Origin of the sequence: Variovorax sp. J22R115, assembly GCF_030317005.1 — a bacterium.
GTDB lineage: Bacteria > Pseudomonadota > Gammaproteobacteria > Burkholderiales > Burkholderiaceae_C > Variovorax.
This window is the reverse complement of sequence record NZ_JASZYM010000033.1, coordinates 19,686-36,930: the sequence shown is the minus strand read 5'-3', so window position 1 is coordinate 36,930 and position 17,245 is coordinate 19,686. Positions and strand designations below refer to the sequence as shown.

The 17,245-nt window shown below is 63.1% G+C and carries 18 protein-coding genes and 4 pseudogenes; 13 read left to right on the top strand and 9 right to left on the bottom strand.

Annotated features, from left to right (window positions below):
* Positions 1–296: 296 nt before the first annotated feature.
* Positions 297–2,162: an ATP-binding protein gene (locus QTI04_RS32820; RefSeq protein ID WP_286619422.1), complete on the bottom strand. Its 1,866-nt coding sequence runs from the start codon at positions 2,160–2,162 to the stop codon at positions 297–299.
* A 162-nt stretch (positions 2,163–2,324) separates the two neighbouring features.
* Here QTI04_RS32820 and QTI04_RS32815 point away from each other — a divergent pair, with 162 nt between their 5' ends.
* The gene (locus QTI04_RS32815; protein ID WP_286619421.1) at positions 2,325–2,540 is read left to right on the top strand and encodes a hypothetical protein; all 216 of its coding nucleotides are present in this window, start codon (positions 2,325–2,327) and stop codon (positions 2,538–2,540) included.
* A 182-nt stretch (positions 2,541–2,722) separates the two neighbouring features.
* Here QTI04_RS32815 and QTI04_RS32810 read toward each other — a convergent pair.
* The 3 genes and pseudogenes from QTI04_RS32810 to QTI04_RS32800 form a co-directional block, all read right to left on the bottom strand.
* Positions 2,723–3,745 (bottom strand): annotated as a pseudogene (locus tag QTI04_RS32810) (IS256 family transposase).
* Between the two features lie 166 nt (positions 3,746–3,911).
* On the bottom strand, positions 3,912–4,187 hold the full coding sequence (locus QTI04_RS32805) for a hypothetical protein (RefSeq protein ID WP_286619420.1): 276 nt from the start codon (positions 4,185–4,187) through the stop codon (positions 3,912–3,914).
* Between the two features lie 123 nt (positions 4,188–4,310).
* A complete protein-coding gene (locus QTI04_RS32800) occupies positions 4,311–4,796 on the bottom strand; it encodes a plasmid pRiA4b ORF-3 family protein (protein ID WP_286619418.1) in 486 nt (161 codons plus the stop codon).
* A gap of 45 nt (positions 4,797–4,841) precedes the next feature.
* Between QTI04_RS32800 and QTI04_RS32795 the strand changes: the two are divergent.
* The 5 genes and pseudogenes from QTI04_RS32795 to QTI04_RS32775 form a co-directional block, all read left to right on the top strand.
* Positions 4,842–5,598: pseudogene (locus QTI04_RS32795) on the top strand (site-specific integrase); the annotation flags it as partial.
* A 108-nt stretch (positions 5,599–5,706) separates the two neighbouring features.
* Positions 5,707–6,147 (top strand): hypothetical protein, encoded by a 441-nt coding sequence (locus tag QTI04_RS32790; protein ID WP_286619416.1) that lies wholly within the window; start codon positions 5,707–5,709, stop codon positions 6,145–6,147.
* Positions 6,148–6,190: 43 nt separating this feature from the next.
* The gene (locus QTI04_RS32785; RefSeq protein WP_286619415.1) at positions 6,191–7,183 is read left to right on the top strand and encodes a TIR domain-containing protein; all 993 of its coding nucleotides are present in this window, start codon (positions 6,191–6,193) and stop codon (positions 7,181–7,183) included.
* 14 nt (positions 7,184–7,197) lie between these two features.
* Complete coding sequence (locus QTI04_RS32780) at positions 7,198–7,797, top strand: hypothetical protein (protein ID WP_286619413.1); 600 nt, start codon at positions 7,198–7,200, stop codon at positions 7,795–7,797.
* 416 nt (positions 7,798–8,213) lie between these two features.
* Positions 8,214–8,920, top strand: a pseudogene (locus QTI04_RS32775) (IS6 family transposase).
* Positions 8,921–9,043: 123 nt separating this feature from the next.
* On the opposite strand, the gene QTI04_RS32770 reads toward QTI04_RS32775, so the two are convergent.
* Positions 9,044–9,322, bottom strand: a complete 279-nt coding sequence (locus QTI04_RS32770) for a type II toxin-antitoxin system ParD family antitoxin (protein ID WP_286619411.1) — start codon at positions 9,320–9,322, stop codon at positions 9,044–9,046.
* Between the two features lie 359 nt (positions 9,323–9,681).
* Between QTI04_RS32770 and QTI04_RS32765 the strand changes: the two genes are divergently transcribed.
* The 4 genes from QTI04_RS32765 to panD all read left to right on the top strand — a co-directional run bounded on the left by QTI04_RS32765 (position 9,682) and on the right by panD (position 12,603).
* A complete protein-coding gene (locus QTI04_RS32765) occupies positions 9,682–10,218 on the top strand; it encodes a phasin family protein (RefSeq protein ID WP_286619410.1) in 537 nt (178 codons plus the stop codon).
* Between the two features lie 479 nt (positions 10,219–10,697).
* Positions 10,698–11,588 (top strand): PHB depolymerase family esterase, encoded by an 891-nt coding sequence (locus tag QTI04_RS32760; RefSeq protein ID WP_286619409.1) that lies wholly within the window; start codon positions 10,698–10,700, stop codon positions 11,586–11,588.
* 289 nt (positions 11,589–11,877) lie between these two features.
* Positions 11,878–12,162, top strand: coding sequence for a hypothetical protein (locus QTI04_RS32755; protein WP_286619408.1), 285 nt, complete (start codon positions 11,878–11,880; stop codon positions 12,160–12,162).
* A gap of 39 nt (positions 12,163–12,201) precedes the next feature.
* Complete coding sequence (gene panD / locus QTI04_RS32750) at positions 12,202–12,603, top strand: aspartate 1-decarboxylase (protein WP_286619406.1); 402 nt, start codon at positions 12,202–12,204, stop codon at positions 12,601–12,603.
* A 75-nt stretch (positions 12,604–12,678) separates the two neighbouring features.
* Here panD and QTI04_RS32745 read toward each other — a convergent pair whose 3' ends face one another.
* Positions 12,679–12,999, bottom strand: coding sequence for an ABC transporter substrate binding protein (locus tag QTI04_RS32745; protein WP_336621924.1), 321 nt, complete (start codon positions 12,997–12,999; stop codon positions 12,679–12,681).
* Positions 13,000–13,042: 43 nt separating this feature from the next.
* Positions 13,043–13,288: a DALR domain-containing protein gene (locus tag QTI04_RS32740; RefSeq protein ID WP_286619404.1), complete on the bottom strand. Its 246-nt coding sequence runs from the start codon at positions 13,286–13,288 to the stop codon at positions 13,043–13,045.
* An 84-nt stretch (positions 13,289–13,372) separates the two neighbouring features.
* Between QTI04_RS32740 and QTI04_RS32735 the strand changes: the two are divergent.
* A pseudogene (locus QTI04_RS32735) lies at positions 13,373–13,708 on the top strand (Tn3 family transposase); the annotation flags it as partial.
* A gap of 275 nt (positions 13,709–13,983) precedes the next feature.
* A complete protein-coding gene (locus QTI04_RS32730; RefSeq protein ID WP_286619424.1) occupies positions 13,984–15,432 on the top strand; it encodes a caspase family protein in 1,449 nt (482 codons plus the stop codon).
* A 171-nt stretch (positions 15,433–15,603) separates the two neighbouring features.
* Here QTI04_RS32730 and QTI04_RS32725 read toward each other — a convergent pair whose 3' ends face one another.
* A complete protein-coding gene (locus QTI04_RS32725; protein WP_286619402.1) occupies positions 15,604–16,005 on the bottom strand; it encodes a hypothetical protein in 402 nt (133 codons plus the stop codon).
* 105 nt (positions 16,006–16,110) lie between these two features.
* Here QTI04_RS32725 and QTI04_RS32720 point away from each other — a divergent pair, with 105 nt between their 5' ends.
* A complete protein-coding gene (locus tag QTI04_RS32720) occupies positions 16,111–16,482 on the top strand; it encodes a hypothetical protein (RefSeq protein ID WP_286619401.1) in 372 nt (123 codons plus the stop codon).
* 273 nt (positions 16,483–16,755) lie between these two features.
* On the opposite strand, the gene QTI04_RS32715 is transcribed toward QTI04_RS32720, so the two are convergent.
* On the bottom strand, positions 16,756–17,091 hold the full coding sequence (locus QTI04_RS32715) for a cupin domain-containing protein (protein WP_286619399.1): 336 nt from the start codon (positions 17,089–17,091) through the stop codon (positions 16,756–16,758).
* Positions 17,092–17,245 lie beyond the last annotated feature (154 nt).

Sequence of the window (17,245 nt, the reverse complement as noted above, 5' to 3'; positions counted from 1 at the left end):
CGCTCGACGTACAGGGCCAGCTGGCGACGCAGGAAGAGATTCTCGACCCGTACATCTTCTGCGGAACGCATCCGCAGCGCCAGCCACCGCAAGGCGTCTTGGAGCAGCCCGAATGCGATCCGAACGACGAGGACCATGCCCTGATGGTGCCATACCCACGCCTTGCGGGCTCTTCATCGAGTCGGATGGAATCTCTGCGGAGGACAGGCCAGCCGCCGCGTTTTGATTCATTGCCTTGACGCTTGCGCTGGCCTGGCAATTGCCGGGTCGTCCGCCGCAGGTGCGCGCGGTGCCCTTCAGCCAGCTTTGAGCTTTTCTTCGGCATATAGTGAGAGCTCAACCGTCCGCTCCAGCAGCTGTTCCACGGGCACTCCCGCAAAGTTTTTGAGCACGAGCTCTTTGACGTACAACCGAACCAGGTATCGAAGCTGTAATGCGCGGTTCTTAGTCGCGAAAACGAAGTCTCGATGCCCGTTGTTCACGACGATGACGTTGCGCTCGGCATCGAATCGCGATCTCCAGAGGGCCCCTGCTGCCCGTTCGAACGTATAGCCCGGCAGTCCCCGCGCATTCGAGACCGCCGGATTCATGGGGAGGTCGAGGCTATCTGTCACCGTGACGAGCGCCTCGGCGCTGAAGCCAAGTTCTCGCTGCCTCACGGTCACTCGCAGGCGTACCAGGCCAGGAGTTTCAGTCGCTGAAAATTCGACTTCCTGGTCAGCAGTGAAATTGATCGACCCCTCGCCCTCGACGATCTCCCAGGTAAACAGCAGATCTTGCGTCACACGTCGGCGCGATCGATCGCGCGGCAGCGCCCTGAAGCGCCGTCGCTCCTTGACCGGCACCGTGCTCGCCGCCGGCGATACGACGACACCGAACAACGGGCCCGCGTGGTCGAAGAACTGCAGCTGTTCGCTCCCATTTACCGACGGCTCTTCAACGCCCAGACCGGAAATTCCGTCCGGCAGCGAGGCATCCCCTCTCGCCGGTTTGGCGGTTCCGCCGTCACGATTTTCGCGGTCCTGAATGTCGAACCAGTCGTATTCTTCGGGCGGGAGGGCCAGAAGTGCCTCTCGAAACGCTCGCTGAATCGCACGCATTGACTGCTGGCTCGCCTGCTCCTCTTCGGCTCGCAACTGGGCCTCGATGACAACGTTCACTGCGGCTTCGAGAGGCTTTAACGCTTCAAGCAGGGCGGCGAACCGCTCGTCGTGGATAACGCCGCTGCGCGTGCCCGGGGTGAGATTCAGGAACGGCGCGTCCACCAGACCTTGAAGATATCGAGAGGACCAAGGCACGCTCTCAAGCCCTGGCAGCGTTGCAAGATCCTCGATGACCCTTGTCCCGGACCGGCTCAGCACAACCCGGCAACTGTCGGCCGGCTGCGCAAGGTACAGCTCTGCGTAGGCATCTCCGAACGGAGTGCGCACGGACGGCAACTGGTGCAGAAGTCTCCCTTCGTACGCTCGAGGCTCGACTTCGTACTGTTTGCGCGCGAGATTGTCGATCACGATCACCCGGACATGCTCATTGCGTAGGCGATCGCGCAGCTCGGAAGCAAGGAACCACTGAATCTTTTCTCCGCTCAAGTTGCGGATGCCCTCAAGCAGCGGACTGATTTTGAGCTCGGTGCCGCGCTCGGCGAACAGCACACGCCGCTGAGTGACCTCGTAGCGAGAGTCGCCCCTGCTCATCGACATCTGGTAGGCGCGCTGATCTATGCCGGCCGAGACCATCGTCAACGTGTCGCCGACTGTCCAAAAGCTCAAGAGTCCGATGCCGAACTCGCCCTGCAGTCCATTGCCACGACCCTCGGTCTTCAGACGCCGCTTGATCGAGTCGCAGATATGGGTTGCGACATACTTGAAATTGGGCAAGCCCCCCTCGTCGCGGGGCACGCCATCGCCGTCGTCCTTGATCGAGAGATAGTGCGCACCGTGGTCCCGGCCGCGGGTGATCGTGACGTTCTTTGCGTGGGCGTCGATGCTGTTTTCGACGAACTCGGCGATGGCCTTGAGCGGATTGCTCTGCGAGAGCGCGATGATCCGGATGGCATTCCAATCGTCACCGATCTTGAGCTTGCCTCCGTCAGATGGCTTGTCTTTGCCCGGACCCTTCGCTCGCGGGCGTGATTGCGAACCTGTCTTCAGAATTGCTTTCATGAGACCGCTGCACAAGCCGGATCCAACCTGTACTCCTCTGCAAGAAAATTCAGGTAAGGGAGTTTATGTCATCGGTCCGCGCGCCGCGTCGCGGTTGTCGCTTGGCGCTTGGCTGGCTGTTTGGCTGTTTGGCGACGAGAGGGTCGATGCACCAAGGGCGCAGTGAAGCTGCACCCGGTGCTTGACCACGGCGGCTGCCTGCCGTGCTTCGGCGTCACCAACGGCAAGGTGGCAGACGTGAAGGTCGCGCAGTGGATCGACTCTGGCGCCGGCACCATCGTGGTCAACGACCGGGGCCGCAACGACTACCGGCTCATCGGCACCAGTGGCACGCAGGGGAGCATCTCATTCTTGGGGGTGTGCAGGGCAGCAAAGTAAGCGGCGGGAATGGAAACCGGGGCGTCGTTTGGACAAGAAGTCCTACAGCTGCGCGGTAAGCGGCTTGTCGTCCCATAGTCGACCGGCTGGATCCAGGAGGCTCGAGCGCTGGGCCCAGATCCGGGTCGCGTCCCATTCCGTGGTTAGCTCCACAGCCCGGAGAAGGCTGAGCTGCACGGTACTCAGCGAGCCACAGCAGACAGCCGAGTGGGCGCAGTATCGCTCAGGGTCTGCAAGCCCTCCAGCTGCATGTAGCGCCGGTTGAGCGACCATTCGTCGTTCTGCTCGAGCATCATTGCGCCGACGGGCCGCGTGATCGAGGCGTCGTTGGGGAAGATGCCCACCACGGTCGTGCGCCGCTTGATCTCCGCATTCAGCCGCTCCAAGGGGTTCGTGCTGTAGATCTGCGTCCAGTGCGCCCGCGGGAAAGTCATGAAGGCCAGCACATCGTTCTCCGCGTCGTCCATCAGGGCGCCGAGCTTGGGGAACTTGTCTCGGAGCTGGTCGGCGACCGATCGCCACTGCGCCCGTGCTGCATCAGCCGAGTCCTGCACGAACATCGTGCCGATGGCGGCCGAGACCATGCGCCGTTGCGTCTTTCCGGCATGCGCCAGGGCGTTGCGCATAAAGTGAACTCGGCAACGCTGCCAAGTGGCCTTCAGGACCTTCGAGACGGCCGCCTTGATGCCCTCGTGGCTATCGCTGATGACGAGCTTCACGCCGCGCAGGCCCCGGCGATTCAGGCTGCACAGGAATTCGGTCCAGAACGGCTCGGCCTCGGAGGCCCCGACCTTCAAGCCCAGCACCTCGCGCTGGCCGTCGGTGTTCACGCCGACAGCCACTATGACGGCCACGCTCACGATGCGCCCGGCTTCGCGCGTCTTCACGTAGGTGGCATCGACCCACAGGTAGGGCCAGTCGCCCTCGATCTGCCGTCCCAGGAAGGTGTTCACGCGCTCGTCGAGCTCCCCGCACAACCGGCTGACCTGGCTCTTGGAGGCGCCGCTCATGTCCCAGGTGCGCTCACGGTAGCCGTTGCGGCTGTTGAGGCGCTCGGGATTCTTCTCATCCTAGGCGGCGCCGCAGCGGCCTTCGACATCGAGTTCCATGAGGCGTCGGGTCCATACATGCACCATCTGGCGCAGGACGTCGACATCGGCTCCCTTCTCAGCGAGCTCGGCCAATGCCATAGTTGGGTTGGTCATCGTGATTTCCTTCAAGACAAGTTTGGTGGGTCGCACCTCAAACTTATCCGGTCTTCACGATGGCCACCCCCGAAGAGAGCGGTCGCTGCGCGGCAAGCCGCTTCGGGCTACGCCCTACGCGCCTTGCCGCGCAGCGAGTGAAAGAACGCCAAAGGCCGCGCGCAGGTTATGCCGAAAGCACGGCATTCCAGATCGCGGGCGCAGCTTGGCCTCGAGGGGGCAGCCTGCGGAGATTGAACTGGCCCTTGCGGTGGTCGATCAAGTAGCGTTCCAGCTGGGCCCGCACAAGCGCTTGCTGCAGTTGCGCGAGGATGGTCTTGGCGTCTTCGAAGGCGAGTCCAACATCTTGTACCTGGGCACAGGGACGATCGCTGGTGTGAATTGGCAACGTGAGCGGTTGCGCCCCGGAATCCTCGATGCGAACTTGAACGGTGAATTTCATGGGCTCACCTTTCCTGGGATTGACGGCCCAAAGCAGCAAGCCTGCGATTGACGGCGCGCCGATCGAAGCGCTCGGGGTGATAGTGACTGAGGATGTCCCAGTCCTCCTCGCCCACCGCATCGATCAAGTCATCGAGGTCGTTCCAGGAATCGCTCTCGCCGATCGGTTAGCCATGAACGCCTGCGGGCCGCCGCAGTCATCCGGAGGCGCTGCGCGCCGGCCTGCGATGCACGCGGGGTACATCCGCTTGGGGTCGAGAGGGAAGGTGGCCTCGATGCGCAGATCGTGCATCCACCCGTCGCCGAAGTCGTATTCGTAGGTGAATCGTTCCAGGCGCCGCAGCTTGAGCTGGCCGATCAAGGCCGCGTGAGCGCTGGTGTCGAAGAAGTTGCCTCCATCCTGGTGGACCCCGTACTCCCGGCCCCGGATCTCGAAACGGTGCAGGTGCATGTCCTGCCATCCGAACGCGATCTGCAGAATCTGGTGCAGCCGGGCGATGCTCGTATCACTTCGCACAAGCAGCGGGCGCCAGATCAGCGGGCTGACGCTGCGCAGCACAACTCGCAGCTGGAGGACTTCTTGCCCAGAAGACGACGCCCCGGTTTCCATGCCTGCAGCTTACTTGCTGCACTGCACACCCCCAGGAAATGAGTTGCTCTCTTGAAGGCGCTGCTCTCCAAGACGAGAAAAGCCTATGCGAAACGCAACGCCCTGCCCCGGAAGCAACGCGCGCTGACCAGGGAGCCCATGGAGGCGGTGCTCGAGACCTGCGACGAGTCGCTCAAGGGCAAGCGCGATCGCGCCCTCCTCCTCTTTGCCTGGGCCTCCGGGGGACGCCGGCGCTCGGAGGTATCAGAAGCGGTCTTCGAGAACCTGCACCGCGCCGACGAAGGAACGTTTCTCTATACCCTGGCAAGCTCCAAGACGAACCACAACGGGAAGGTGCGGCCGGAAGATGTGAAGCCGGTCGTGGGGTCGGCCGCCGTTGCACTGGAGGCCTGGCTCAGGGCCAGCGGCATCGACTCAGGTCCCCTCTTCCGGCGCACACGGGAAACTGGGCACCGACGGGCTCTCGGGGACGGCGGTGCGCGACATCGTGAAGGCGCGCTGTGCGCTCGCGCGCGTGGGAGAGGATTTCTCGGCGCACTCGCTGCGCTCGGGGTTCGTCACAGAAGCCGGCAGGCAGAACATGTCTCTGCAGGAGACGATGGCGACGACGGGGCACCGCAGTGTGGACACCGTGGTCGGGTACTTCCGAACGGGCGCTGCAAGTGCGCGCGGTGGCTCGGATGATGGATTCACCGAGGGGCAAACACGACGAACCTTGACGCCTGTCCATGGCATGCAATTCGCCCGGCTGCATCATTTTCTGATCAATGGTCAGCTGCGCGATGACTTCGCCCGCTGGTAAGCAGGATTCCCGCCGAACGACTCAAAACTGTCGTTGTCATCGAACTCTCTCACCCCCGACTTCTGGATGCTAGTATCGAAAGCAATGGGGCGTTGAGTAGGAGCTTCTATGGCAATCAAGGCAGAGGGCAAGGGGGATGCGGACGCGAGCGGTGGGAGCGCCGCGTGGTGGGGATGGCCCGTGCAACATTGGCTTTGGCCAGCGGTCGCGGCGCAGAAGCTCCACCTGCCGATCAACCCGGGCCGGTCACTGTTCAGCGCGATACACAACAACTCCTCGGTGCCCAGCATCGAGCGCGACATGCTCGCCGAGCACAGCTATGACCGCCAACGTGGCCGCCTCGCGCTCTCGACACTGGCCGAGCGGCTGCCCGCCTCGGCCAAGCCCGACTGGCGCATCGCCGACCTCGGGATCTTCGTGCGCGACGTCGATCGCATCAAGCGTCACGCACGGTTGCGTTGGCTTGAATGCCTGCGCAACGAGATCAAAGAACTGCGGCGAGACGACCCGCACGTGCATCAGCCGCTGCGTGCGAGATTCCGGCGCTGAGCGGCGCGCCCATCACACCATGCGACGCACCACGAGGCCGACGATGTTCATCGGCTCGTCCAAAGAGGGCCTCACGACCGCGGAAGCCGTCCAGCGCTTTTTTAAATCTAGGATGGACGTGAAGCTGTGGACCCGTAAGGGCCTCTTCCACTTGAACACAAGCTATCTCGAATCCATTTTGCACGAGCTCGGCGTGGTCGACTTCGCGATTCTTGTAGTTACACCGGACGATGCCGTGACCAGCCGCGGCCTGACATATTTGGCCGCGCGCGACAACGTGGTCTTTGAGCATGGTCTTTCGCTCGGGCGCCTTGGTCGCCGACGCGCCTTCGTGCTGCATGAGGAAGGCGTGAAGGTCATTTCGGACAACGCGGGCATCGTGATGGCAACCTACAAGAAGCCGGGCGACGGCGACCTGTTCGCGGCCGTTAGGCCGGCCTGCGAATCGATCCGGCTGGCAATCGCCGACGAACTGCGCCGGCCCGAGATCGGAATTCTTCCGTCGACTTCACTGGCCGTCGGCTATTTCGACAGCTTTATCAGCAACGTAGTGAGAGAACTCAGCGCTAGGCGGCACCTCACCGTGAGCAAGAAGGAGAAGGCCGGGCCCACGGGCGGATCCTCCGAATTGGAGTACGAACTGAGCTACGACGTGTTCTCGCTCCATATTGTGGTTCCGTACTCAATCAGCGAAATTACCAAGCACAGCTTGCCGATCAAAGTCGGGGACTTGCCGAGTTCTCACGTGAAAGCCGGTGAGCGCAAGTACACCTTCCATCTTTTGAACACGTGTGCGCCGGGGCACAACGCCGCGATCTCTGTCATCGACATTCCCGACACTCTGCTTGCTTCGCGCAAGACTATTGAATTGACTTCCGGGCAGTTCAAAAGCTCTGCCGCCAGTCAAGAGGTGCTCGAGCGCAGGGAGATCCAGAACTTCAGGCACACGTTGCAGTACCTCCTCGACAAGGAATATGGCGAAGAATGCATCGTGAAGATCGAACCCATGGACTTCCTCAAACAGGCCGGGTCCTGACAGGCACCATGTCCATGCAACAGCATTCCGTCATTCCGACTCCGGTCGACCTTTACTTCGAGGAAATCCGACCCAGCACCGAAGCCTTCTTCAAAGACGAGCTGACCGGCTACTGGAACCGCGGACGCCGGGACGTGGCCGAGCTCACGCTTCGTTACGCGTTTTCGAACAAGGTGCAGGCCTTCTGCGTCGCATTCGACATCCGCAATGTCAGCGGCGCGAACGCCGCACTCAACTGGTCAGGTGTGGGCGAACGGATATTCAAGCCATTCACCGACTTCTTCCGCCAAGCGCTCGAAGTCGGGCTCGCGCAGCGAGCCCAGATCTTTCTCTTCCGCCAGGGCGGCGATGAGTTCTCCGCGATCCTGGCCGGCCTGCCGGGTCGCGCCTTCGCGCATGACGACGTGGCGGCTGTGCTACGCCGCTTCGTCGAGGAAGTCGACCGCTACGCGAAGGCCCAGGGGCTCGACGACATCCCGAACCCCAAGGGGCGCGACTACCGTGGCGTCGGTGTCACCTGCGCATTCGGCTCACTGAGTGCGGCACCGGACGTGGGCCGCGCGCTGGAGATCGTGGACGAGCAGGTAGAGCGTTCGAAAATGGCTCGCCGATGAACCCATCAGAACATGCCAGGTGGCGAAGGACGGGGTAGGCTCAAGATACACGGCCAATCCCACGGCACCAGCGGCCCACCACCCGCAGTGAGCAAGAATCCCAAGGAGCGCGAGAGCCGACTGATTCACCAGACCGTAGTAACCGTCGATCAAGATCAAGTCCGTGGATCGAGGGAAGACACCGGCGTCGATGCCCCAGTACTGCAGATATGCCCGGTGCGAGGCGATGCCGTCGACGTCGAGGGTGGCCGCGCCTACAGCGACGAGCGCCGTCAGGAGGCTGAGCACGCTGGCCCAGCTTTCAAGCAACCCATCCTATGATTTCCGATCATAGGGTCACTGGGCGGGCTCTGGTGCAAATCTCGCCCTGGTTACGCTGTGGCCTTTGAACTGAGGGCGAATCGATGGCGCAGAGGCTGCAAAGCATGGACGAACTTTTCAAGGGCCGGCACTTCGAGCGTGAGGTCATCGTCCTGTGCGTTCGATGGTACCTGCGCTTCAAGCTGAGCCTTCGTGACCTCGTAGAGATGATGGCCGAGCGCGGCCTGGCGGTGGCCCACACGACGATCATGCGCTGGGTCCAGCGTTTCGTGCCCGAGTTTGAGAGACGCTGGAATCAATTCGCTCGCCAGGCGCGGTCGCTCATGGCGCGTCGACGAAACCTACGTGAAGATCCGCGGCAAGCGGACCTATCTCTATCGTGCCGTTGATCGAGAAGGCCAGACGGTCGACTTTCGCCTGAGCGCCAACCGCGATGTGAAGGCGGCCAAGGCATTCTTTCGCAAGGCGCTGCAGACTCAAGGACGACCTCCGATAAGCATCACGCTCGATGGCTACGCCGCCTCGCATCGCGCGGTGCGGGTTGCCCGAGCAGAGTCCTCGCTGGAAAAACACTCGGCTGCGATCATCGCGCTACTTGAACAGTATGGTCGAGCAGGACCATCGAGGTGTGAAGTCGCGCATCAGGCCCATGCTCGGCTTCAAGGTCTTCGAACGCGTGGCCGTGACGATCGCCGGCGTCGAACTGCTGCATCGCATCCGCAAAGGCCAGTTCAATCTGGGCCGGCTCCGCACTGCGGGCCAAGCCGCGCCCTCAATTTGGAAGGCGGTGCTTCCGGCCTGACAGGCGCGCACGCACTCACGAAGTCGTTCGGCCGCTCGGAAGATTTGCACCAGAGCCGCCGGGTTGCCCTGGGCGATGTAGTCGCCAATCTCAAGCAGGTCGGCCTCGGCCAGTGGCGAGATCTCACACCGCACTTGGTGGCGCGCCCTTTTCAGCCCAGTGCCGATAGCGAGACTTCAAGTTGGCGGCGACGTCCTCGAGTGGTCGACCTGGCCCGCTGTCGATCCCAGCCTGGATGTCGGCGCGCAGCGCCTCGAGCTTCGCCTGCTTAAAGGCGGTTTCCTCTTCGAGCAGACGCAGCCCGTCTCGAATGACCTCGCTTGCGCTTTGATAGCGTCCGGAGTCAATCTGCCGGCGGACGAAGCTCTCGAAGTGATTTCCTAAAACGTAGCTGGACGGCATGCGGGCTCCTTGATCTACGCTATCAAAGATTGATAGTCGGCGCAAGCGCCAAGCAAACGAGGTTTTGCCAGAGCGCCCGCATAGCGGCCAGTCTGCTACGTCTTGGGCGCCCCCTACGGAGCGAGGGCGACGAGCGCATCAATGGCATGGGCGCCCGGTGCTGGGTGCAGGTGCACGGCAGCGGACCAGCCGCCCCAGAGTTGCTTTGTGTCATATCGCAGGCCGAGCACTCTTTAATCGCACTCCTCTAATATGCTGCAGTGCAGCAATAGTCGGTTGCACTAGGGAAAACCAGGGATAAACTGGGTCATGTTGCAGCGCAGCAAACGCTCTTTGTCCAACCCCACCGAAAGTCCCTCATGATCACGAAGCTTGACCAGTTCGCCGCCCCCGCCAAGGCCTCCATTGACACCCTGTTCAGCCTGAACTCACAAGCGTTCGAAAGCGCGGAGCAATTGAGCGCGCTGAACCTGCAGACGATCAAGACCGTGCTGGCCGAAGCCCAGGAAACCAGCCATGCCGCGCTGCTGGCGAAGAGCCCGGCCGAACTGCTGAAGCTCCAGACCGAAACGCTGAAAGCCGCGCCGCAGAAGGCCGTAGCCTATGGGCGCCAAGTGCAGGCGATCTTCGCGCGCATCGCCGAGGCCCGGCGCGCCACCCTCGAAGCGCAAATCGCTGACGGGCAAGGCAAGTTCCTGGACGCGGTCAACGGCGCCATTAAGGGCGCCCCCGGTGCCGAGAAATTTCTGGCGCTGGCGAAGTCGACAGTAGATGCCGCGAACAAGGCCTACGATGGCGCGAACACGGCGGCCAAGCAGGTCTCCAACACCGTGACCGCCAACGTCGCGAAGGTTACCGAGACCACGCAACGCGCACTCGCGACGATCGAAGCCTGATCCCGACGGCCCCTGCGCTCTGGATGCCGGGGGTCGATTGAACGGCCGAGCCCAGGTCGGGCCGCTTTTTCTGGCGGCACCGAGATTTTGGCGGCCGACCCGAGCGAAACGTCCCGGCCAAACAGGCAATGCGCCTGCCTGCGTGCCCCGCCGCCGAGACTGCGGGGGCGCCGTGCTCACGCCGTCTTCGTGCATCGCACGCCTTCCACAGGTACTTATGCAGCATTCACCCAGCCTTGCGAACGGTGCCTCAGAACCAAAGCAGCAATCCAACGCGCCGCCGCCGAGGGCGAGATAACGTGGCGCTCTTCAATCGAACGAGCCGGCGCCCCGAACCGAAGGTCGATGCGGTCCCAACCGGGCCGCGTGCCGTCTGGCAATGGTGCAAGGCCTGGCTGATCCGCGCGGGTAGCGCGCCGCTGCGTTCAGCGCGTGACGTGGTCGCGGGCCTGCGACGACCAGCGGCAGGTGCCAAGCAAGTGGCTTCAGGACGATTCACCGAAGGCCACTACGGCAAGGGTACGCAGCGTCGCTACATGCTCTACGAACCGGCGCGGCGCAGCCGCCGCCAGGCGCCCTTGCTCGTGATGCTGCACGGTTGTTCGCAGAGCGCCGAGGAGTTCGCCGCCGGCACTCGCATGAACGAAGCCGCCGAGTCGTCGGGAGTGCTGGTGTTGTATCCCGAGCAGTCGCTATCTGCCCACCCCTTGCGCTGCTGGACGTGGTATGCGTTGCAGGACCCCTCCAACAGCGAGGGCGACGCCGCCGTGATCGCAGCCATGACGCGGGAGGTGATGCACGAGCACGACATCGACCCGGCGCGGGTCTACGTGGCCGGGATGTCGGCCGGCGGCGCGATGGCCGCGGTGCTGGGACGAGACTATCCAAGGCTGTACGCCGCGCTCGGTGTGCACTCCGGCGCTCCCGCCGGCCTTGCGCACGACGTGTATTCGGGAATGCGATTGATGTCCGGTGGCCCCCGTGCGCGCACGGATCGTGATGACGCTGCGTCGTTGGACGAAGAGCTCCCTCATACCGTCGCGAGCATCGTCTTCCACGGTGACGCAGACGCGCTAGTGCATCCGTCCAACGCCGAGGCCATTCACGGCGCACCCCGAATTGCGCGGGATCAGCCCCTGCCCGTCGAATCGCTGCGCGCCACCACGGATGCCAGCGAAGGACGACGTGCCTACACGCGTTCGGTCGACTACGGTCCCGGCGGCGTGCCGGCTCGCGAGCTTTGGATCGTGCATGGCGCTGGCCATGCTTGGGCAGGCGGCAGTGAAACGATCCGGCTGAACGACGCCTCCGGCCCCGATGCCTCGCACGAAATGCTGCGATTCTTCTTGCAGCACCGGCTCGCGGCCTGAGTCCCGTCAACCTGCTTTGACACGCAAAGCCGCCACTTCAATCCGCCGGCCTGCCTCGACAACCAGTCATGGTCAGCGACTCTGAGCTGACTGGCCGTTGGCCGGCCATGGATGAGGCTTTGAGTTTGCCCACTCGTCGTCGCAGGTGGTACCAGTCCAGGATATGTCTCACACGGAGCAGTGTCGACAGCTGCCACTGGCGAAGCTCGATGTCGCCGTCCGAGAACACCTCCATCAGCAAATCCTGCCCGCCGAACGAAGCCAGGAAACCGCGGACCCGCTCGCGGGAATGTTCGTCAACCGTTCAAACGAACGCCACGCTGCGCTGACCGACCCCGGCGCGCATGGCGCGGCCGGCGACGACCTCGAACGATTTTTCCTCGACAGGGTGGCAAAGCCGCAGATAGCCGCCGTCGAGGCCGACCGTGGTCCCATTCGATCCACTGGCCAAGTCGGCCGCCTCTGGCTGGACCTCGAGGCCCTGCGCATCCTTCGCCGACCAACGTCCAGCCTGTGCCGTCGCACGGTGCTCGTGGCGTACGCTCCGGCCACCGTCGTGTCAGCCGCAGGTTGACACCCAACCATTTGCATTCAGAGAAAGGACCCTCCGATCATGTTTCGCACCCTCCTCAAGTCCAAGATCCACCGTGTCGCGGTCACCGACTGCGAACTGCACTACGAAGGCTCCTGCGCCATCGACGAAGACCTGCTCGATGCCGCGGGCATGGCCGAGAACGAGCAGGTCCACATCTGGAACATCAACAACGGCGAGCGCTTCGTGACCTATGCGATTCGCGGCGAGCGCGGCACGGGTATCATCTCGGTCAACGGGTCGGCCGCGCGGCGCGCCGCTGTCGGCGACCTGATCATCATCGCGGCCTTCGGCCTGGTGCCCGAGGCGCAGGTGGCGGCGCATCGACCGAAGCTGGTCTTCGTCGACGAGGCCAACCGCATCAAGGAAGAGCGCGGCCATATCCCCGTGCAGGCGGCTTCATGCGAGGCCGTCGCCGCCTGATGCCCAGCGCAGCGAACTCGCCACCAGCTGGCCGGCGATGTCGACGCGCCCCGACGACTACGCGGCGTCGCCAAGTCATCGACTAATATCGTCCGCGCGCAAACGCAGCGAAGGCGAAATGGCCAATCCAAAAGCCGCCGCGGTTTTAAGGTTGATGACGAGCTCGAGCTTTGTGGGCTGTTCGACCGGCAAATCGGACGGCTTCGCACACTGCAAAATCTTGTCCACGTAGAGGGCGGCGTGACGCCAGATGTCGTAGATGTCAGCGCCAAAGGAGATCAAACCTCCGGCATCGACGAACGGACGAAGCTCGTACATGGCGGGTAGTCGGTGACGGGCGGCCAGTTCCACAAGGTATTCTTGATTCTGGAACAACCGCGGACCAGCCGACACCAGCAGCGCGCCAGCGCGCGCGTCGGACGCAGCCCGAAACGCCGGCTCAATTTCGCCAAACTCTCGAACCTCGAGCGACGAGTCCCAGCACCGCGTCCATACCCGCTATTGCCGCGAGTCTTTGAGTCGGATTGATTTTCTTCGCGGCAACCACGTCCTCCAGCACGGTGAGCGCGACAGCAGTATTGAGATCGTCGGACACAGCTGCATCGAAGAGTTCAATGAAGGGCGCAATCTTGTCGCCCCGCCTCGCAGCAGGCTGAGCTTGGGCTTTGAGGTTTGCCACCGCCATCAGCAGACGCTTCAGCCGCACTAGCGCGGCGCCCAAACCCGTCCCAGCTGAATTCCAACTCAGAACAGTAGTGTGCCTGAAGGCAACGGCGGGCAGATAGCGCAGGACCCGGGACGGCGCAGGCAGGAAATGGTGGCGATCTCCGGGGCGCACGCCCTGCTCACGAACATCGTGCTCGCCTGGAACACCAGCCGCATGGACAGCGTTGTTGCCCGTCTCAGGGCCACCGGCATACCGATGGAGGACGACTGGCTTCGCCGGATCGGACCCGCACACTTCTTGCACATCAATTTCCGCGGGACGTACCGGTTCAATCTCGAGAAGTACGGGCATTTCCGGGCAGGAGCCGCCCAGGTGAGCGCAGTGGCTCGGATGATCGATACAGGCAATCGCCCGCCCGACAGAGCCGAAGATTCATGAATAGTGCGATCTGCTGCGGCGCTTCCTCGCTTGATGGCCGCTCCAAGATAGTCGTACTCCGCGCGCCGGGCACGCATCGGCCTGTTCTCAAGCTGTCACGACTTTTCGCACCCATTGAGGGCGAACGACAATCTTGACCGTCGGCTCCCCTCGCCGGGGGCCGTCCGAGGCATTTGGGCGTGGAAGTATTCAGCAGGCCGGCCGCCGCCTTGGAGTTCAGGCAGCGCCCCGAAATACATGTTGCAGAGCGGTCCGGTCTCGTCGACATTCTTGCGATGCGGTCTCTTGCATTCATCGTAGCTCTCGGCACTCTGATAGGTGCTTGGACGGATGCCCTCGCAGCCGATGTGCAGCCACGGGACCGGCGCATCGCTCTGGTGGTAGGGAACTCGAACTATCCCGCCGTGCCGCTTCCGAATCCACAGAACGACGCTCACTTGATCGCAGCCAACCTGCGTAAATTGGGGTTCGAGGTCAACGAGCAGATCAACCTCGCGGTGCTGCCTTTTCGTCGTGCGCTGCGAGAGTTTGCGCGGCGAGCGCAGCAGGCAGGCGTGACCTCAGTCTTTTATTACGCTGGCCACGGCGTTCAGATCGATGGGCGCAACTACCTGTTGCCAGTGGACCTCAACCTCAGAGACCAAGAGGAGGTGAAAGACGAGTCAATCGATATTGAGGAGCTGTTTCTTAGCCGCCTTGACCGCGCCGGCGGCGCGGCAGGTGTGCGCATCGTCATTCTGGACGCCTGCCGCGACAACCCGTTCGCCGGCCGCACGCGCAGCATCGCCACCGCCGGCGGGTTGGCAGAGATGGGCGCTCGCGGTGCCTTGATCGCCTACGCATCTGCGCCTGGCGCTCCCGCGGAAGATGGCCCGACTGGCAAGAATAGCGTCTACACGCGCGCGCTGGCGCAGGAAATGATGGTGCCTGGGTTGGAGGTCGAGCAGATGTTCAAGACCGTCAGGATGCGCGTTCTACGCGACACTAACGGGAGGCAGGTGCCGTGGGTTAACACCTCACTGACGTCCGACTTCAGTTTCAACCCGGCGCGTTCGGCCCCCACCGTGGCGGAGCGGGCCCTGCAAGACCGGGTGAAGTTGCTTGAATCGCAGCTCGCGCGAGAACGACAATTGCTCGCAGCTGCCCATCAACAGCCCGCCCTTCCGGCTGCGACAGCACAGGAACCGCGCCTTGCGCGCGAAAAGCCCTCCGGGCCGGTCGCGAAAGCGGCCGCGGCCACAGCGCCGCCGCCCGCCGCTGTCGAGCGCATCGATCGACTGCAGTCCGATCTCGCTTCAACCCGACAGAAGTTGGTGTCATCCAAGGCGCCGCCGCCTCCCGCAATCCAGTCGGCTGCAAAGAAGGCGCTGGCCAGTTCGGCGGAAATGCGACCCACCGAACGCCGATTCATGGGCAAAGCCGAGTTGGAGCAGATGTTCGTGGGCAAGAATCAAACCTTCATCCAGTTGATCACAGGTAGCACCTTCAGGTGGTATGTCAGGGGCGACGGCAATGTCTTCTACAAGGACCAGAAGAGCGGCAAGATGGGTCGTGGCGCATGGAAGTTCGAGGACGACGGACGCTTGTGCGTGCAGTGGGACGCACCGCGCGTCACCACCTCTGACAACTGCAATTACTATTTCAGTGAATCCGGCAAACTGCTACGTACCCGGTCAATGGATCTGGGCGCGCGCGCAAACGCGCAGATCCTGGAGATCCAATGACGCCCCGAGAGCATTTGATTTGGTGGGGTGAGCAGCCGCTGACATCTTGGCGAGCCGGCACCGGCGGGGGCTGAGAATCGGTCCTCCTTGTTTGCTCGGAGATGGCCATGCAGATCAAGCTCAGTCTGATGGTTCTTGAGGGAGCGGTCGAGTCGGATCCGCAGCCGCTGCTCACGCTGGAACATCGAGACACTGGGCCTGAGTCTGGCGAACGGCAAAGCAGCGCTTGCGCATTTGCAGGCCCAGGTCGTCAGGCGTCAGGTTGAGCTGCTGTGCGCCAACCAGCGCCGGTGCAAATCCTGCGGCCAGAATCGCGCCATCAAGGACTACCACGACGCCCACTACTGCAGCCTGTTTGGCCGCATCGCCGTGCGGGCGGTTGATCCGCATTCGCACGCGCGGGTGCGCGGCGTCATCGCTTCGTTTGGCGGGCACGACTTGCCGATGGAGGTCTTCACCGACGGTGACGTGCAGCTTCGCCAGTAGCAGTTGTCGACGCTGCCCCGTGTGAGGCATATCCTGGACTGGTACCACCTCAGACAACGTGTGGGCAAGCTCAACGCTGTCGTCCATGGTCGGCCAACGGCGAGTCAGCTCAGATCCGCCGACCACGACTGGTTGTCGAGGCTTGCCGGCGGACTGACGTGGCGCCTCTGGCATGGCCGAGCGCAGGAAGCCATGCGGCGCCTGACCGTGATGCTGTACGTCCTGGGCAAATCGACGGTGTGTCGCAAGCCGGCTGCGCGCCAGATTCGAAAGCTCACCCTCGAGCTGCTCGGCTACCTGCGCAACAACGCAGACTCGCTGCCCAACTACGCGCGGCGTTACAGAGCAGGACGGCGCATCTCCGGCGCCTTCGTCGAGTCCGCCGTGAGTCAGATCATCGACAAGCGGATGTCGAAGTCGCAGCAGATGCGCTGGAATCCACGCAGCGCGCACATGCTGCTGCAGGTGCGGGTCCGCGTCATCGACGGCCAACTCCGCAATGATTTCGCCCGTTGGTACCCGGGGTTCGCGTCCAACATGTCGACGATGTCGTTGGCGGCATGACCCCACCAAATCAAATGCTCTCTACCCCGACTCCGGCCGCCGCGACGCCCACCAAGTTGGTGGATCGCGTCCACAGCTCATCACCCGACAGTCGCCCTGCCCAGCCGATACCCAACAGCGCGGCGCTGGCAGTGAACTAGTGAATCGCCGGTGTCCTGGGGCGCAACGCGTGCACGTCCTCCAAGCGGCGGCGCATCCAGGCCGCAGTGCTGGCGAGCTACGTGCTTCGTTAGGCTGCGCCGCGCAGGGCTACAGCGGCGTGCCTCGCCCGCCTCAATCGGTGCGGATGGCAGGCAGCACGAGGGTCATGAGCAGCCTGCTCTCTTCCAGCGCATGAAGGCCGTGCGGCAAACCGCCGGCGAGGTACATGACCTGGTCGGCCTCCAGCAGCTTCATGTTGCCGTCGAGCTGCACCTCGACTCTTCCGCGCACGCAGTGCAAGGTCATCGAGGTCGAGACGGCATGCGACTGGACCTGCTTGCCCGCCGGGAGCACCAGCCACATGATCTCGATATCGCCGGCCTTGAGGAGTGCACAGGTCTCAGCCGCCTCCACGTCGAGCGCGCGGAGGTTCACGACCTGACCGGATGAGGCGTGGGGGATTGCCATGCGGAATAGTTTGGCAACGTTGGCGTGCGCTGTCCAGACGGGTCAACCGCTCGTGCAGGCAGGCGAGCAGCGTTTCGCCGGATTCAGCCGCAGCCGCACGCCGCTGCTCGTCTTCGCGAAACGCAAGCGGCGTCACGCCGTGTTGCCGCACGCA

Bases quoted from the DNA above. Each gene is read 5' to 3' on its own strand.
- QTI04_RS32820 (WP_286619422.1), bottom strand. From the start codon at position 2,162: ATGAAAGCAATTCTGAAGACAGGTTCGCAATCACGCCCGCGAGCGAAG.
- QTI04_RS32805 (WP_286619420.1), bottom strand. From the start codon at position 4,187: ATGAAATTCACCGTTCAAGTTCGCATCGAGGATTCCGGGGCGCAACCG.
- QTI04_RS32800 (WP_286619418.1), bottom strand. From the start codon at position 4,796: ATGGAAACCGGGGCGTCGTCTTCTGGGCAAGAAGTCCTCCAGCTGCGA.
- QTI04_RS32790 (WP_286619416.1), top strand. From the start codon at position 5,707: ATGGCAATCAAGGCAGAGGGCAAGGGGGATGCGGACGCGAGCGGTGGG.
- QTI04_RS32785 (WP_286619415.1), top strand. From the start codon at position 6,191: ATGTTCATCGGCTCGTCCAAAGAGGGCCTCACGACCGCGGAAGCCGTC.
- QTI04_RS32780 (WP_286619413.1), top strand. From the start codon at position 7,198: ATGCAACAGCATTCCGTCATTCCGACTCCGGTCGACCTTTACTTCGAG.
- QTI04_RS32770 (WP_286619411.1), bottom strand. From the start codon at position 9,322: ATGCCGTCCAGCTACGTTTTAGGAAATCACTTCGAGAGCTTCGTCCGC.
- QTI04_RS32765 (WP_286619410.1), top strand. From the start codon at position 9,682: ATGATCACGAAGCTTGACCAGTTCGCCGCCCCCGCCAAGGCCTCCATT.
- QTI04_RS32755 (WP_286619408.1), top strand. From the start codon at position 11,878: ATGTTCGTCAACCGTTCAAACGAACGCCACGCTGCGCTGACCGACCCC.
- panD (WP_286619406.1), top strand. From the start codon at position 12,202: ATGTTTCGCACCCTCCTCAAGTCCAAGATCCACCGTGTCGCGGTCACC.
- QTI04_RS32740 (WP_286619404.1), bottom strand. From the start codon at position 13,288: ATGGCGGTGGCAAACCTCAAAGCCCAAGCTCAGCCTGCTGCGAGGCGG.
- QTI04_RS32730 (WP_286619424.1), top strand. From the start codon at position 13,984: ATGCGGTCTCTTGCATTCATCGTAGCTCTCGGCACTCTGATAGGTGCT.
- QTI04_RS32725 (WP_286619402.1), bottom strand. From the start codon at position 16,005: ATGGACGACAGCGTTGAGCTTGCCCACACGTTGTCTGAGGTGGTACCA.
- QTI04_RS32720 (WP_286619401.1), top strand. From the start codon at position 16,111: ATGCGGCGCCTGACCGTGATGCTGTACGTCCTGGGCAAATCGACGGTG.
- QTI04_RS32715 (WP_286619399.1), bottom strand. From the start codon at position 17,091: ATGGCAATCCCCCACGCCTCATCCGGTCAGGTCGTGAACCTCCGCGCG.